The organism is Nodosilinea sp. LEGE 07298, from assembly GCF_015207265.1.
Lineage (GTDB): Bacteria > Cyanobacteriota > Cyanobacteriia > Phormidesmidales > Phormidesmidaceae > Nodosilinea.
In genome coordinates this window covers 1-14,564 of record NZ_JADEXE010000173.1, presented here as the reverse complement: position 1 = coordinate 14,564, position 14,564 = coordinate 1, and the positions used below count along the sequence as shown (strand labels likewise).

10 protein-coding genes and 1 pseudogene are annotated in these 14,564 nt (G+C 59.1%); 7 read left to right on the top strand and 4 right to left on the bottom strand.

Annotated features, from left to right (window positions below):
* Window positions 1-192: VOC family protein (locus IQ273_RS20970; protein ID WP_194025112.1), on the top strand; the 192-nt coding region annotated here is incomplete at its 5' end.
* Between the two features lie 90 nt (window positions 193-282).
* Here IQ273_RS20970 and dxs read toward each other — a convergent pair.
* Entirely contained in the window at window positions 283-2,190 is a 1,908-nt protein-coding gene (gene dxs / locus IQ273_RS20965; protein ID WP_194025111.1) for a 1-deoxy-D-xylulose-5-phosphate synthase, read from the bottom strand.
* A gap of 217 nt (window positions 2,191-2,407) precedes the next feature.
* Here dxs and IQ273_RS20960 point away from each other — a divergent pair, with 217 nt between their 5' ends.
* A complete protein-coding gene (locus tag IQ273_RS20960; protein WP_194025110.1) occupies window positions 2,408-2,932 on the top strand; it encodes a hypothetical protein in 525 nt (174 codons plus the stop codon).
* On the opposite strand, the gene IQ273_RS20955 is transcribed toward IQ273_RS20960, so the two are convergent.
* Window positions 2,929-3,705, bottom strand: a complete 777-nt coding sequence (locus tag IQ273_RS20955) for a DUF362 domain-containing protein (protein WP_194025109.1) — start codon at window positions 3,703-3,705, stop codon at window positions 2,929-2,931. The two genes, IQ273_RS20960 and IQ273_RS20955, sit on opposite strands and share 4 nt — an antisense overlap.
* Before the next feature lie 408 nt (window positions 3,706-4,113).
* Here IQ273_RS20955 and rpsN point away from each other — a divergent pair, with 408 nt between their 5' ends.
* From rpsN to IQ273_RS20930, 5 genes and pseudogenes are all read left to right on the top strand, one after another.
* Entirely contained in the window at window positions 4,114-4,416 is a 303-nt protein-coding gene (rpsN, locus tag IQ273_RS20950; protein ID WP_194025108.1) for a 30S ribosomal protein S14, read from the top strand.
* 225 nt (window positions 4,417-4,641) lie between these two features.
* Complete coding sequence (locus tag IQ273_RS20945; protein WP_194025107.1) at window positions 4,642-8,838, top strand: BTAD domain-containing putative transcriptional regulator; 4,197 nt, start codon at window positions 4,642-4,644, stop codon at window positions 8,836-8,838.
* Between the two features lie 81 nt (window positions 8,839-8,919).
* Window positions 8,920-10,014, top strand: coding sequence for a class I SAM-dependent methyltransferase (locus IQ273_RS20940; RefSeq protein ID WP_194025106.1), 1,095 nt, complete (start codon window positions 8,920-8,922; stop codon window positions 10,012-10,014).
* 185 nt (window positions 10,015-10,199) lie between these two features.
* Complete coding sequence (locus IQ273_RS20935; protein WP_194025113.1) at window positions 10,200-11,933, top strand: hypothetical protein; 1,734 nt, start codon at window positions 10,200-10,202, stop codon at window positions 11,931-11,933.
* A gap of 312 nt (window positions 11,934-12,245) precedes the next feature.
* Window positions 12,246-12,892: pseudogene (locus tag IQ273_RS20930) on the top strand (hypothetical protein); the annotation flags it as partial.
* A gap of 39 nt (window positions 12,893-12,931) precedes the next feature.
* On the opposite strand, the gene IQ273_RS20925 reads toward IQ273_RS20930, so the two are convergent.
* Together IQ273_RS20925 and prmC are read right to left on the bottom strand one after the other, a co-directional pair.
* The gene (locus IQ273_RS20925; RefSeq protein ID WP_194025105.1) at window positions 12,932-13,204 is read right to left on the bottom strand and encodes an acylphosphatase; all 273 of its coding nucleotides are present in this window, start codon (window positions 13,202-13,204) and stop codon (window positions 12,932-12,934) included.
* A 200-nt stretch (window positions 13,205-13,404) separates the two neighbouring features.
* A complete protein-coding gene (gene prmC, locus IQ273_RS20920) occupies window positions 13,405-14,343 on the bottom strand; it encodes a peptide chain release factor N(5)-glutamine methyltransferase (RefSeq protein ID WP_194025104.1) in 939 nt (312 codons plus the stop codon).
* Window positions 14,344-14,564 lie beyond the last annotated feature (221 nt).

Here is a 14,564-nt window from a genome sequence, read left to right as displayed (position 1 = left end):
TCTTTCACCCGCGCCTATCATCTGGCCTTTGACATTGACCCGGCGGAGTTTGATGGCGCTCTGGCAGTGCTGGAAGCGAATGGGGTTGCGATCGCCCACGGCCCCGTCACCCGCCCCACCGGACGCGGCGTGTACTTCTACGACCCCGACGGCTTCATGGTCGAAATTCGCTGCAACCCTGTTGAGGCATAAAGTATAGAACTTGCTCACTGCTCAGGCAATCGCAAAAAGCCCCAGGCTGAATGGTTACAACCTGGGGCCATTGGTTAACCGAACGTCGGCTTATCGTACCAGGGCGGGCTTCTCCACTTGGTAAGTGCTGAGAATGCGCTCAGCCATTTGAGCCGGGGTCAGGCCCAACGCCGCCTTCGACTGGTCATGGGTCGCGTGGTCAACCAGCACATCGGGCACACCGATTCGTAGCACCGAGGCCTGTACCTGGGCATCCAAGATCGACTCAGCCACCGCTGAGCCAAAGCCACCCATTAGGCAGCCTTCTTCTAGGGTCACCACTTTGCCGATCTGCTTAGCCAGGGGCAGAATGAGCGCCTCATCCAGGGGTTTGGCGAAGCGGGCGTTGACGACGGTGGCCTCAATGCCGTGCTCGCTGAGAATTTCGGCGGTCTGCATAGCGGGGTAAACCATGGAGCCGTAGCCCAGCAGCAGCACGTCGTCGCCCTGGCGCAGCACTTCCGCTTCCCCAATCGGCAGAGGCTCCCAGCCCTCTTCCATCAGGGGGGCACCGTAGCCGCTGCCTCGGGGGTAGCGCATGGCGATCGCGCCCTTGGTGTAGTTAATGCCGGTCACCAGCATGCGCTGTAACTCAGCTTCATCCTTAGGGGCCATCAGCACAATGTTGGGAATGCAGCGCATGTAGGCGATGTCGTAGAGACCCTGGTGGGTCGGCCCGTCGGCCCCGACAATGCCCGCCCGATCGAGACAAAAGAACACCGGCAGCTTTTGAATGCACACGTCGTGAACAATCTGGTCAAAGCCGCGCTGTAAGAACGTGGAGTAGATGGCCGCCACGGGGCGCATGCCCTCACAGGCCAAACCAGCGGCCAGGGTAACGGCGTGCTGCTCGGCAATACCGACATCGATGTACTGCTTGGGCAGCGCCTGCTGCAGCTTGTCTAGGCCAGTACCAGTAGCCATAGCGGCAGTGATGCCGACGATCTTGGGGTTATCTTCAGCTAGCTTGATCAGGGTTTCGGCAAACACCTTGGAGTAGCTGGGGGGCTTGGGCTTAGTGGAAGGAATACCCTTGCCGGTGGAGAGGTTAAAGGGCGACTGAGCGTGGTAGCCGACCTGGTCTTTTTCGGCGATCGCATAACCTTTACCCTTGGTGGTAGCGACGTGTACCAGCACTGGACCCGTGTGCTTGTGGGCCTCTTTGAAGGTGGCGATCAGCTCTTGCAAGTTGTGGCCATCCACCGGCCCCATATAGGTAAAGCCCAGTTCTTCAAACACGGCCCCCACCTTGGGCACCGCTAACCGCTTCATGCCTTCCTTAACCCGGTCGAGCTCAGGCGAGAGTGACTCGCCCACGAAGGGCAGATGCTTAAACTGCTCTTCGAGGTTGTCGGTGAGAAACTGCACCGGCGGGCTAAGGCGCATTTTGTTCAAGTAGCGCGGAATCGCCCCGACGTTGGGCGAAATCGACATTTCGTTGTCGTTGAGCACCACCAGCAGGTTGGTGTTGGGCAGATGCCCGGCGTGATTAATGGCTTCCAGCGCCATCCCCCCGGTCAGCGCACCGTCGCCAATGATGGCGGCTACCTTGTAGTCATCGCCACTGAGATCGCGAGCCAAGGCCATACCCAGGGCCGCCGAAATACTGGTGGAGGCGTGACCGGCCCCAAAGTGGTCAAACTTATTCTCGGTGCGCTTGAGGTAGCCCGCTACCCCATCTTTTTGGCGCAGGGTATGAAAGTCGTGGTAGCGACCGGTAATCAGCTTGTGCGGGTAGGCCTGGTGGCCCACATCCCAGGTGACTTTGTCGCGATCGAGGTCAAGGGTTTGATACAGAGCCAGGGTCAGCTCCACTACACCTAACCCTGGGCCTAGGTGGCCGCCGCTAGTCGCCACAGTCTCCAGGTGCTTTTCGCGAATTTGCCGGGCGACATCTTCGAGCTGGCGAATGGATAGACCGTGGAGTTGATTGGGGTGAGTTACGTCACTCAGGTGCATACTGCCTTAACCTCTGTGTCACGAAATTGAGTTTTTCCTGCTACTCTTCACTGTAGAAGATTCAACGGCCAGAAACATTGAGGAGGGTGGGCATTGATCAACGCCCATGCTGCCCAGGCTAAATTGAGAGAGCTAATCCTCTGTAACTAATTGACTAACAGACTGTAACCACTAATTACGCCCGTTAACCAACCGATATAACCTTTAACGTTCTGTTATGGTTCATTTTCTAGCTTCTCCTACCCGTCGCCAGTGCTTTGCGATACCGTTTGCCCTAGTGGCGGGGTTGGCCACGCCCATGGTGCTGCTCTCAGCCTCAAGGGCTGTCGCCAACGATTATGCAGCCTGCGCCAACACTCTAATTGGTGCTGGTCTAGATGGCTCGGCGGCGGCCAGTGCCTGCGGCAAAGCACTCAATCCTACCGATCTCTCTAGCTGCACCCTCGATGTTAGCCGAGTTGCCGAGGTAGATATTGAGCCAGCTCTACTGGCCTGCCAGAGCGATCGCCGTCCGAAAGAATTAGCCACCTGCGTGAGCGACATTCACCAAAATTTAGAGGTCGCCAACTCCGCCGCCGTGGTCAATAGCTGCCGCCTCAGCGTGCTGCCCCTGCGCTATTCCGACTGTGTGGTGGGCGTGGCTACCGCCGCAGATCTAGCTGTGACCGACTCGCTGCTACAGTGCAGTGCCGCTGGCTATATTCCGACCGATGTGGCTCCTACCTTTATCTTTGCTCGCTAGCGCCCGTGCTCTAAAGCGGTGATGTAGTCAGGAATCGCTTCCTGACCCACCTGGCAGGCGGCTTTGTCGACGGCCAACAGGTCGTCACCATAAATGACCTGACCAATGGGCAGGCGATCGCCGCGATCGGGCTGCCAGTCGCGGCTAATAAATTTATGGGTGCAGTCGACGACGCCACCGACAAAGTAGTGGCCTAGGGTGTGGTAGACATCCTGTAAGACCAGCGGCACCGAGGGGCGGTGGAGTTGGCCACGGGAGCTGGTGCTGCGAGCTTTATACTTCGCTCTAGGAAAGAGGCCGTAGAGGTTTTTGAGGGAGGCCGAAATCAGCGGTACACCCTTGAGCTGAGTGCGTTTAAAGGCACTGACTGACAGGCAGCAATCTACTTCCTGCAGCAGCTTGGGTGCCCACATCGTTTTGAACCGCACCGGGTTCGGGGAGTGGTTTGGGTATTCTGCCAGTTCCAGGTCGTCGGCGTTAAGCAGCTGAATGCCCTCTGACAAGAGCTGATAGACGCCCAACTTAGCCATGATGGTATCGAAGGCAACCTTAGAGCAGACCCCTTCAACAATCAAAATTTCCGCATTGGGGCTCTGGGCCTGCAAGCCCCGAATAACTGCGCTGAGTACCGACATGCTAACCGTGACCGGTGGCCCCACCGGGTAGCCAAGATTGGGTTTGACCAGAATGCGGGGGGCTTGATGGGCAGCGGCAGGTGGCTGGTACTGAAAGCGATCGCTGGGGACTGTCACCACCGGGACTGAAACGGACATAAGAGTTCAGCTAAAGAACGTCGCGCTAGCTAATAAACTGCACCACAATGATGCCGACGGCCCAAACAAAGAAAATCCAGGGAATTAAGCTCGTCATCGTAATCATCTCCAAAAAATCCTTTTGGCAATAAAAAATCCTCTCGTCTTACTGTAGTAGTCTGGTTAAACCATTCCGAGGGCAGAAAACCGAACCGACAGCGATAGGCGATTTCCCTCGCGTTGCCGTTGTTCCGCACCGCAGGCTGAGCGGAGTCGAAGCCTGAGCGGAGTCGAAGCCTGAGCGGAGTCGAAGCCAATAACAAGGAGCAGCAAAAAACCTGGCTGGTGGGGTTTACTCTCCTGGCTTGCGTCGCGTATAGTAGTAGACTGTGTCTGTGATAATAAGGTCTTACGGCTTAGAGAAACCAAATGGCTAAGAAAAGCATGATTGCGCGGGAGCGCAAGCGGGAAAAGATGGTGGCAAAGTACGCCCAAAAGCGTGAGGCGCTTCTGGAAGAGTTTAGCAATGCCAGCAACCAGCAGGAGAAGGTGGCCATTCACCGCAAAATTCAGCAGCTTCCCCGCAACAGCGCGCCGACTCGCCTGCACAATCGCTGCTGGATGACCGGTCGCCCCCGTGGCTACTACCGCGACTTCGGCCTCTGCCGCAACAAGCTGCGCGAGATGGCTCACCAGGGTCTATTGCCCGGCGTGGTGAAGTCGAGCTGGTAGATTCGAGTATATTTCGTATACATCTTGCGTGTGTAGTTCACGCATACATAGCGTAGGCGACCCGTTCAATGAACGGGTCGCCTACGCTATTTTGAGCCTTGATATCGCGCGATGTCGTGGCGCAGTCCCTATATAATTTCAAGCATATAGATCTAAAAACCCTACGGATTAATTGCACCATCCCCGGACGGGATAGCTGTCTCACCGAGTCGCGAGGCCAACGTTTTGGCAAAACCTCTAGACTTGCTCCCCCACATAGACTGGGGCGAGGCTCCCGATGTTTCAGTTTTCTTTGGCCGCGAGGCAGAGATTGCCACCCTATCGCGGTGGGTGGTAGACGATAACTGTCGCCTGGTGGCGGTACTGGGCATGGGCGGCATGGGTAAAACTACCCTGGCGGCCAAACTGGTGGAAATCTTAATCGAGTCGCCGCAGTGCCCGTTTGAGCAGGTTGTCTGGCGATCGCTGCGCCATGCTCCGGCCCTAAATGAATTGCTAGACGAGCTGGTGGTGTTGGTCTCAAACCAGCAAGACAGCTGTGGCACGCTCAAGCGGCTGCTCTACTGGCTGCGGCAGACCCGGTGTTTGCTGCTGTTTGACAATATGGAAACGATATTGCACGAGGGGGAGCAGGCGGGCTATTTTCGGGCGGGCTATGAAGACTATGGCGACCTGCTGCAGCTAGTGGCCGAAACCCGCCACCAAAGCTGTGTGGTACTGACGAGTCGAGAAAAACCCGCCGTGGTGGGAACGCTGGAGGGCGATGGGTTGCCGGTGCGATCGCAGCTGCTGGCGGGTTCTCTAGAAGCGGCCCTGGCCCTAAGCGAGGCCAAAGGTCTGATTGGCTCTAGCCAGGAAAAGCGGCAGCTGGCTGATCTCTACGGGAACAGCCCCCTAGCCTTAAAAATTGTCGCCACCTCAATTCAAAGCCTGTTCGATGGCGAAATAGCCCTGTTTCTGGCTGAAAATACTCTGCTTTTTAATGGTCTACAGCATCTGCTAGACCAGCAATTTCGGCGACTGTCGGAGCTAGAGCAGCGAGTGATGTACTGGCTCGCCATCAATCGCGACTGGACCGCGATCGCAGAGCTAGCCGCCGATCTGCAGCCTGCGGTCTCCCACCATCAGGTGCTAGAAGTCTTAGAGTCGCTACACTGCCGTAGCCTGATTGAGACCCAGGCCGGGCACTACACGCAGCAGCCGGTGGTGATGGAGTATGTCAGCGGTCGGCTGATTGAGCAGATCAGCCGTGAGTTGACCAGCACTGACCTAGGGCTGTTTCTCCGCCACGCTTTAATTAAAACCACCGTCAATGACTACCTTCGAGACAGTCAAAGACGGTTAATTTTGCAGCCGATCGCCAGTCAGTTTAGCCAAACCTTTAGCTCTGAAGCCGCCCTAGAGCAGCAAATTTTGCGGCTGTTGGTGGTGCTGCGCCGCAGCGAAATTCAGCTATCGGGCTACGGCGGCGGTAATTTGATTAACCTCTGCGGCCAGCTTGGGGTCGATCTATCGGGCTACGACTTTTCTAACCTGACCATTCGCCACCCCTACCTGCCCAATGCCCTGCTGCACCGGGTTAGTTTTGCCCATGCCCATTTGGCCAACGCCGTGTTTACCCAGACGTTTAGCAGCATTTTATCGGTGGCGTTTAGCCCAGACCGGACGCTGTTGGCCGCTGGAGACAGCAACGGTGAGCTGCGGGTATGGCGGCTGGCCGACTATCAGTCTTTACTGACGGTACAGGGGCACACTGACTGGGCCGGGGCGGTAGCCTTTAACCCCGATGGACGACAGCTGGCCAGCGGCGGCGATGACGCCATGGTTCATCTTTGGGATATTGCCACGGGCCAATCTGTGCAGACCTTTGCAGAGCACAATAACTATGTGCAGGCGATCGCCTTTCATCCCCAGGGGCAGCTGGCCAGCGGCAGCCACGACGGCACGATCAAGCTGTGGAATGCGGACACGGGCCAAGCCGCGCAGACGCTGACGGGGCATGGGGCTCCGGTGCGGGCGGTGGCCTTTAGCCCGGATGGCAAACTCCTGGCCAGCGGCAGCTCTGACTGTATGGTCAAGCTTTGGAACTACGCCACGGGGCAGTGTGTGGGCACGCTGCGGGGGCACAGCGATCGCATTTGGGCCTTGGCCTGGCACCCTGATGGGAAAACCCTGGCCAGCGGCAGCTCTGACACCACCATTCGCCTATGGGATGTGCCCAGCCAAAGCTGCTACCAGACCCTAACCGGCCACACTCACCTGGTGCTGGCCCTCGACTTTAGCGCCGATGGTCGGCTGCTAGGCAGCAGCGGGGCGGGGCAGACGATCAAACTCTGGGAAGTCGCTTCGGGGACCTGTCTGCGGACGATGACCGAGCACCGCGACTGGGTTTGGGCGTTGGCCTTTGACCACCACCAGCTGGCCAGCGGCGGTGACGACCAGACCCTCAAGTTTTGGGATGTGCAAACCGGCCAGTGCCTGAAGACCCTGCGCGGCTTTACCAATCAAATTTTCTCGGTAGCCTTTCATCCCCAGCAGCCCTGGCTGGTCAGCGGCAGCCTAGACGGCATGGCGCGAATCTGGCACTGGCAAACCGGAAAAACCCTGGCCACCCTACCGGGCCACAGCCTGTGGGTGCGCGCCACTCGGTTTAGCCCCGACGGCCACATTTTGGCGAGCGGCAGCACCGACAAAACGATTCGGCTGTGGGCTGTGGGTTCGCTGCCCCAGCGAGAGCAGCCCAGCCGAATTTTGCACGGCCACACCGATTCGGTGCGATCGCTGGCCTGGGAACCGACCGGTCAGCGGCTGGCCAGCGGCAGTGCCGACTGCACGATTCGCCTTTGGCTGGTCAGCACTGGCCAGTGCCTACGAGTGTTGACGGGCCATACTCACAAAATTCGCTCGGTGGCCTGGAATCCGGTGCGATCGCAGCTGGCCAGTGCCGGAGATGATGAAACGATTCGGCTGTGGGATACCGAGACTGGCGAGCAGCTGCGGCAGCTACAGGGTCATGACAAGTGGCTGCTAACTGTGGCCTGGCACCCCGGTGGTCGGCTGCTGGCCAGCGGCAGTGCCGACCAGACCGTGCGGCTGTGGGATAGCGACAGTGGTGAGCTGTTGCAGGTGTTTAGGGGCCACAGCAGCCAGGTGCAATCGGTGGTGTTTAACCCGGTAGAGCCGGTAATCGCCAGCGCCAGCGGCGACTCTACGATCAAACTGTGGAATATCGAAACCGGGGCCTTGCTGCGCACCCTGAGCGGTCACAGCAACCAGGTACAGACCGTCGCCTTTAGCCCCGATGGCGGCGTTCTAGCCAGCGGTAGCAACGACGGCACAATCAAACTCTGGCACTGGGCCACTGGCGACGAGGTGCGATCGCTACAACCAGAGCGCCCCTACGAAGGCCTGAACATTGAAGGCATTCAAGGGTTGACCGCAGGGCAGCTAGCGGTGCTAAGGGATTTGGGAGCCGTGGAGCAGGTCCTGCCGCCGGAACCGATCGCTCAACCGGCTCTGGCAGAACCCCAGGAGGCAACCGCAGTCGAGCCGTCCAGCCCCTTCGGCAGCTACGACCCCACCTTGAGCTGGAGGAGGCCAGGGCCAGAGCCATCAGCGGACTGGGCAGACCTGAGCGGGCATCAGTCAGCGAATTCTCCCCCTGGCCGATCCCCCCCTGACTCATCACCAGGCCTCCAGATTCAGCTTTTTGGTGGCTTCAGCCTGCGCTACGGGGGGGAAGCGATCGCCGGTTTTACTAATGAGCGATCGCAGGCGCTGCTGGTCTATCTGGTGCTGCACCGCCAAGAGCCCCACTCGCGCCAGCAGATGGCCTGCTGCCTCTATCCCGATGGGTTTGATTCTCAGGCTCGTTCGGCTCTGCGCAAAGATCTCTACAATCTGCGGCAGGCCTTGCCGCATGCCGAACAGTTTCTGCACATTCAGGCCCAGGTGGTGCAGTGGAACCTGGAGGCTGACGTTAGCCTCGATGTGGCAGAGTTTGAAGCTGCCCTCGATCGCGCCGATGCCGCCCCTGATGAGGATATCGCGGCCCAGCCAGGCCCCTTAGAACAGGCTATAGATGGCTACCCCGGTCAGCTGCTGCCGCTGCTCGACTATGAGTGGCTGGGGCCAATTCGAGACCGCCTGCATCAGCGCTATTTAGACGCCCTAGAGCGCTTGGTTGACGTGCTCCAGCAGCAACAGCAGTACCGTCAGGCCATTCGCTACGGCCAGCTGCTGCTGCTGCAAGAGCCCCTGCGGGAATCGATCTACCAAACCCTGATGCAGCTACACGGCCAGAACGGCGATCGCGCCACCGCCATTCAGATTTATCACCAGTGCATGCAGGTCTTGCAGGATGAACTGGGCATTGACCCCAGTGCCGAAACCCAGCAGATATACCAGTCTCTGCTGGAGTAGATCGGTTCTGGAACGCTGGAGGAACGCTTCGGTAACGCCCCGCTGGTTAGGGTAAACCCAACCTGATAGCGGAGATGCGCCATGACTGCACAGACTTTCGACTCACCCCAAACTGAGGCTGCCCCCACAGATGCCACCGAAGCCTTTGCCGAGAGGCTGTTGACCATACTCAACCAGGGTGCTCTGACCCTGATGACCTCCATTGGCCACCGCACCGAACTGTTCGACACCATGGCCGACTTGCCACCGTCGAACAGCCAGCAGATTGCTGCCGCCGCCGGGCTCAACGAGCGCTACGTGCGCGAATGGCTAGGGGCGATGGTAACCGGAGGATTCATCACCTACGACGCCGAGCACGACACCTACGTTCTGCCGAGCGCACATGCTGCCGTGCTGACCCGCGCCGCCAGCCCCGATAATATTGCCGCGTTTGCTCAGTACATTCCACTGCTGGGCGCGGTAGAAGACCCGATTATCGACTGTTTTTACAATGGCGGCGGCGTGCCCTATGCCCAATTCAAGCGCTTCCACGCGGTGATGGCTGAAGACAGCGGCCAAACCGTGGTTTCGGCCCTGACTGAACATGTCTTGCCCCTGGTGCCTGGCCTGGTAGACGCCCTGGAACGCGGCATCACGGTGCTCGATGTAGGCTGCGGCAGCGGTCGCGCCCTCAACCTGATGGCCAAACTTTTCCCGCGCAGCCAGTTTCGGGGCATTGATATTGCCGAGAGCGCGATCGCAACGGCCCGTCAAGAAAGTGAGTATCGCCGTCTCAGCAATATTCGATTTGACGTGCAAGATGCCACCCGCTTTGAGACGGTCGAACAGTACGACCTGATTACCACCTTCGATGCCATCCACGACCAGCCCCATCCCGATGTGGTGCTGCGCAACATTTACCAGACGCTGAAACCGGAGGGGGTTTATCTCATGCAGGATATTCGCGCCAGCAGCAACGTGGCGGGCAACCTCGATCATCCGGTAGCACCGCTGCTTTACACCATCTCTTGTATGCACTGCATGACCGTGTCGCTGGCCGAGGGCGGCCTGGGGCTGGGGGCAATGTGGGGCGAGGAAACCGCGATCGCCATGCTCAAAGCGGCGGGCTTTGCCCAGCTAGACATTAAGCAGCTCGCCCACGACTTTCAAAACAGCTACTACATCGTTCGCAAATAGGTCCAAGGACTTCGCCATGTGTGCTATCTGCGCCACCATCCAGCGCTGGCCGCAACAGAACGCCCCAGCGCTGTCAACTACCGATCAGTTTTCTCGCAGGATTTTGTTGAACCCAGCGGCAGCCTCAAACGCTGTTTCGGCGGATGCGGCAAACGATTCTGCTTTATTCACTTCAGGAGCTTATGATGAACGCCATTCTGTCTTTGACTCACAAAATCAAGACTCACAACATTAAACTAATATCCACCGCCGGGCTCGCCCTGGCGTTGACGCTCTCCAGCCCGGCGATTTTACCCTCGATCGCTCAGACAACTACTACCTCTGCCGAAGCTGCCATAGTCACCGAAATGCAGGCTCCCCTGCTGGATAACCTGGGCAGCTACAGTTTCCCAATTTCGACCCCCAACGACCTGGCTCAGCGCTATTTCAACCAGGGCATCATCTTGGCCTACGGCTTTAACCATGCCGAAGCCCTGCGCTCTCTGCAGGCCGCTGCCCAGCTCGACCCTACCTGCGCCATGTGCCACTGGGGCATGGCCTATGTACTCGGCCCCAACATCAATGCCGCGATGGAAGCGGGGGCTGTGCCCACCGCCTACGAGGCGATTCAAACCGCGATCGCCCTCAGTCCCCACGCCTCTAAGCGAGAGCAGGCTTACATTCAGGCCCTGGCCCAGCGCTACAGTGCCGAACCGATCGCCGATCGATCGCCGCTAGATTTGGCCTATGCCGAAGCGATGGGTGCCCTGGCCCGTCAGTACCCTGACGACACCGATGCGGCAGCCCTTTATGCCGAAGCCCTGATGGACACCATGCCCTGGGACTATTGGAACGAGGACGGCACCGCCAAGCCCGAAACTGCGATCGTCCTGAACACCCTGGAGTCGGTAATTGAGCGCCGCCCCGATCATCCTATGGCGCTGCACCTGTACATTCACGCCGTTGAAAAAGAGCGGCCTGAGCTGGGTATTGCCAGCGCCGATCGCCTGCGAGATCTGGTACCGGGGGCCGGGCACCTGGTGCACATGCCGGGCCACATCTATATTCGGGTGGGGCGCTACCACGACGCGGTGGTGGCCAACCTTAAGGCCATTGCCGCCGACGAAAGCTACGTTACCCAGTGCCATGCCCAGGGGCTGTACCCGGTGGGCTATATGCCCCACAACCACCACTTTCTGTGGTTTGCAGCGGTAATGGCCGGTCAGCGAGACATTGCGATCGCAGCCGCCCACCACACGGCCATGGTTGACCCAAACCTGATGCGGGAACCGGGCTATGGCACCCTGCAGCACTATTTCTCGATTCCGCTCTACACCCTGATCAAGTTTGAAGCCTGGGATCAGATCTTGGCCCAGCCTGCCCCCGGTGCCGATCTGGCTTACCCCACGGCGATCTGGCACTACGCCCGAGGCCTGGCGCTGGCTCACCAGGGGCAGATTGCCCAGGCCCAGCAGGAACTGGAAGAGATGAATGCGATCGCAGACTCTCCAGCCCTCGACGGCGTCACCATTTGGGATATCAACACCACTAGCCACCTGATGGACATCGCCAGCGCGGTGCTCAGTGGTGAGATTGCGGCCCAAAGCGGGGAGCTGGCGGCTGCGATCGCCCACCTCCAGCGCGGCGTAGAGCTAGAGGATAGCCTCAACTACGACGAGCCTTCCTCCTGGTACAGCCCTGTGCGCCAAAGACTGGGAGCCGTGCTGCTAAAGGCTAATCGCCCTGCCGAAGCAGAGACTGTTTTCCGGGCAGACCTGGCCATTTACCCCGACAACGGCTGGTCGTTATTTGGCCTCACCCAGGCTCTCCAGGCCCAAGGCAAAACCGCCGCTGCCCAAACAACTCAGACAAAGCTTGATGTGGTCTGGCAGTACGCCGACTATGACCTGGCCTCGGCCTATGCTTTGGCCGAGCAGTAGCGTTTGAGCGTAACCGGGCCAGGGGTATCGGCAATAACCCCTAGCCCGGTTATGAATACAGCCCCTAAAAGCCGTTTTCATGGGTGGAGGGGCTAATTTCAGTATTTATAACCATCCTGACTCCGCTTGCCCCTTCCCGTAGGTTAGGAGCATAGGTCTGGAAGGAGTACGAGGATGATGCGCTCATTCAAAGTTTGGTTGCCCTTAGGCGCATTCGCCTTTGGCGGGGCTTTGTCCCTTGCTCTCGCCCCCGCCAAACTCCAGGCGGCAGAGCTAACTGTGCCTGAGCTGTCGTCGGTGCCGCCGATTGTGCAGCGCGACGGCTTTGAGGCGGGGCAAACTTGGAGCCAGCGTTTATTCTTTAACAAAAACGGTGAACGGGCCAGCTTTACGGGCCAGCGGCTGAGCAACTTTCAGACTCAGCCGGGTGATCCCGACCGTCCGCGCCCCAGTGGTGAGGCGATCGAAGAAAATACTGAAGGCCTCAACATGGTGCTGCTGATTCAGGTGCCGCTCAAGCAGCGGGCTCCCATGCGGCAATCGAATCTTGACAGCATGATCATGGGCCAGGCAGCGGCCCCGGCTATGGAGAGCGGTCGTGCCCCCAGCGATGTCGAGGCCGCAGTGATTGGCCACGGTGCGGTGGAGGGGCCGTTTACCGAAATCGACGGCCTCGACATCGAGCGCGACCCCGACTACCCGATTCGGGTCGCGGTGCAGTTTTACAAAGCCACCAGCAACGGCGTGGTCTCAGAGGCCGATATGGCCGATATTCGCCAGCAGATCGATCGCGTCTATGCCGATGCCGACTACGTGGGCAGCCTAGTCGTCGATGGCCCCAGCGATGGTCAAGGACCGGCCAGAGGCCAACGCCCCACCGAGCACGACGGCCCTAAGCATGAGCCTGTGACTGGTGGCAGCGCTTCTGGCGGTTCCAGCGCGGCGGCGATGACGGTTAAGCAAGGCTCTCGGAAAATAGCGATCGCTATAATCAGCCGCTAGCGCTCAATGGTGAACCCATCAAAGTGAGTTGATTCGGTATGGGGTTCAGCCTCTACCTGGGTAACTCGGGCACCTACGGGTCCTTGATTAGCCCAATCTAGTAGGGAGTTTAGCTGCTCGCTGGTGCCTACGGCCACAATTTCAACGGTGCCATCGGGTTGGTTGCGCACAAAACCCTTAACGCCTAGCTGTTGGGCTATCTGACGGGTGTGATAGCGAAATCCAACCCCCTGCACGACGCCATGCACTACCGCTCGAATGTGTTCCATTGGTCTCTGGTTGATAGTAGTTTGTCAAACCCAAGCTGACAGATTGGTAGGGTTTGTGGTTCAAGGTTTACGGTTTAAGGCCTGCCGTATACCGTAAACCTTGAACCCTGTTATTAGCACCTGTCACCATAAGCTTGGCTAAATAGTAGGTTCGTTGAGTATTTGATCTGATCTATGGATGCCGCCACCGCTGGCCCAATCTACTCGGGTGCGTAGATCGCCTGCACAAAGCGATCGCGCCCGGCCAGATCGAGCCAGATGTGAATGTCACGGTAGCCACCCTGAGCTTCCAGCAGTTCCCGGACGATCTCGCCCTGGCCTGCCATCGTTTCGACCAGCCACAGCCCCCCTGCCACCAGGTAGTTGGGGGCCTGGGTAACGAGAATACGCAGGGCTGTGAGGCCATCGTCGCCGCCATCAAGGGCGGCGGTGGGTTCGTGGTTAACCTCTGGCTGGAGGGCGGGCAGCAGCGCTGAGGGAATGTAGGGCGGGTTTGAAACCACGGCGCTGATTTGGCCACGGTAGGTCTCTATCGGTTCAAACCAGGAGCCGTGGTAGAAGGTAATGCGTTGGCCCCCATGGGCCGGGCTTTGCCCATCGCGTAGGCCCACCCTAGTCGCGTTTTCGACGGCGATCGCCAATGCCTCAGCGCTCAAATCGACGGCTAAAATGCTGGCGGCAGAAAAGGTTTGGGCCAGCCCCAGGGCGATCGCGCCGCTGCCGGTGCCCATATCCACCCAAACGCCTGCCGCTAGCTGATCCCCGATTGGGCTGTTGGCGATCGCCGCTGCCGCCAAGTCGATCATCAATTCTGTCTCGGGTCGGGGGATCAGTACCGCTGGGGAGACGGCCAGGGTGAGGTCGCGCCAGGGGGTTTCACCGACCAAGTACTGCACTGGCACTCGCTGGGTGAGCCGCTGCTGCCAGCGTCGATCTAGCTCGGCTAGGGGGTAGCGCATAGCGACCTGCGATCGCCCCTGCACCGTGCCGAGCTTCAGGGCTAGCCCGTCGACATCGGCGACCGCTAGCAGCAGCCAGTCTACTTCCCGCGCCTCGACTCCTGCGGTCTGGGCGGCTTGGCGAGCGCTTTCGCGCCAGGCCCAGAGTTCGTGCCCGGTGACTGAGTGATCGTCTGTCATGGCTCTAATCGTCTGATGGAGGCCTGGGCTGTGATGGCGGGAGATTGGGGGTTCAGAGCCAGATTTGCTGCTGGGGGCTTTTCGATCGCCCCCAGACCCCCTCGACCAGGGTCGTGCCGCCGCCCTGGACCCAACGGAAGGGAGTGATTGATCATCGGTTTAAACCTATGTTCTGCAAATGGGTCAGTAATCAGCGAAGCCCCCTCACCTTTTCTCACTTC

What these genes read in the sequence shown, in the direction of transcription:
- IQ273_RS20925 (WP_194025105.1), bottom strand. Translation starts at nt 13,204, where the DNA reads ATGGAACACATTCGAGCGGTAGTGCATGGCGTCGTGCAGGGGGTTGGA.
- rpsN (WP_194025108.1), top strand. Translation starts at nt 4,114, where the DNA reads ATGGCTAAGAAAAGCATGATTGCGCGGGAGCGCAAGCGGGAAAAGATG.
- prmC (WP_194025104.1), bottom strand. Translation starts at nt 14,343, where the DNA reads ATGACAGACGATCACTCAGTCACCGGGCACGAACTCTGGGCCTGGCGC.
- IQ273_RS20955 (WP_194025109.1), bottom strand. Translation starts at nt 3,705, where the DNA reads ATGTCCGTTTCAGTCCCGGTGGTGACAGTCCCCAGCGATCGCTTTCAG.
- IQ273_RS20960 (WP_194025110.1), top strand. Translation starts at nt 2,408, where the DNA reads ATGGTTCATTTTCTAGCTTCTCCTACCCGTCGCCAGTGCTTTGCGATA.
- IQ273_RS20940 (WP_194025106.1), top strand. Translation starts at nt 8,920, where the DNA reads ATGACTGCACAGACTTTCGACTCACCCCAAACTGAGGCTGCCCCCACA.
- dxs (WP_194025111.1), bottom strand. Translation starts at nt 2,190, where the DNA reads ATGCACCTGAGTGACGTAACTCACCCCAATCAACTCCACGGTCTATCC.
- IQ273_RS20935 (WP_194025113.1), top strand. Translation starts at nt 10,200, where the DNA reads ATGAACGCCATTCTGTCTTTGACTCACAAAATCAAGACTCACAACATT.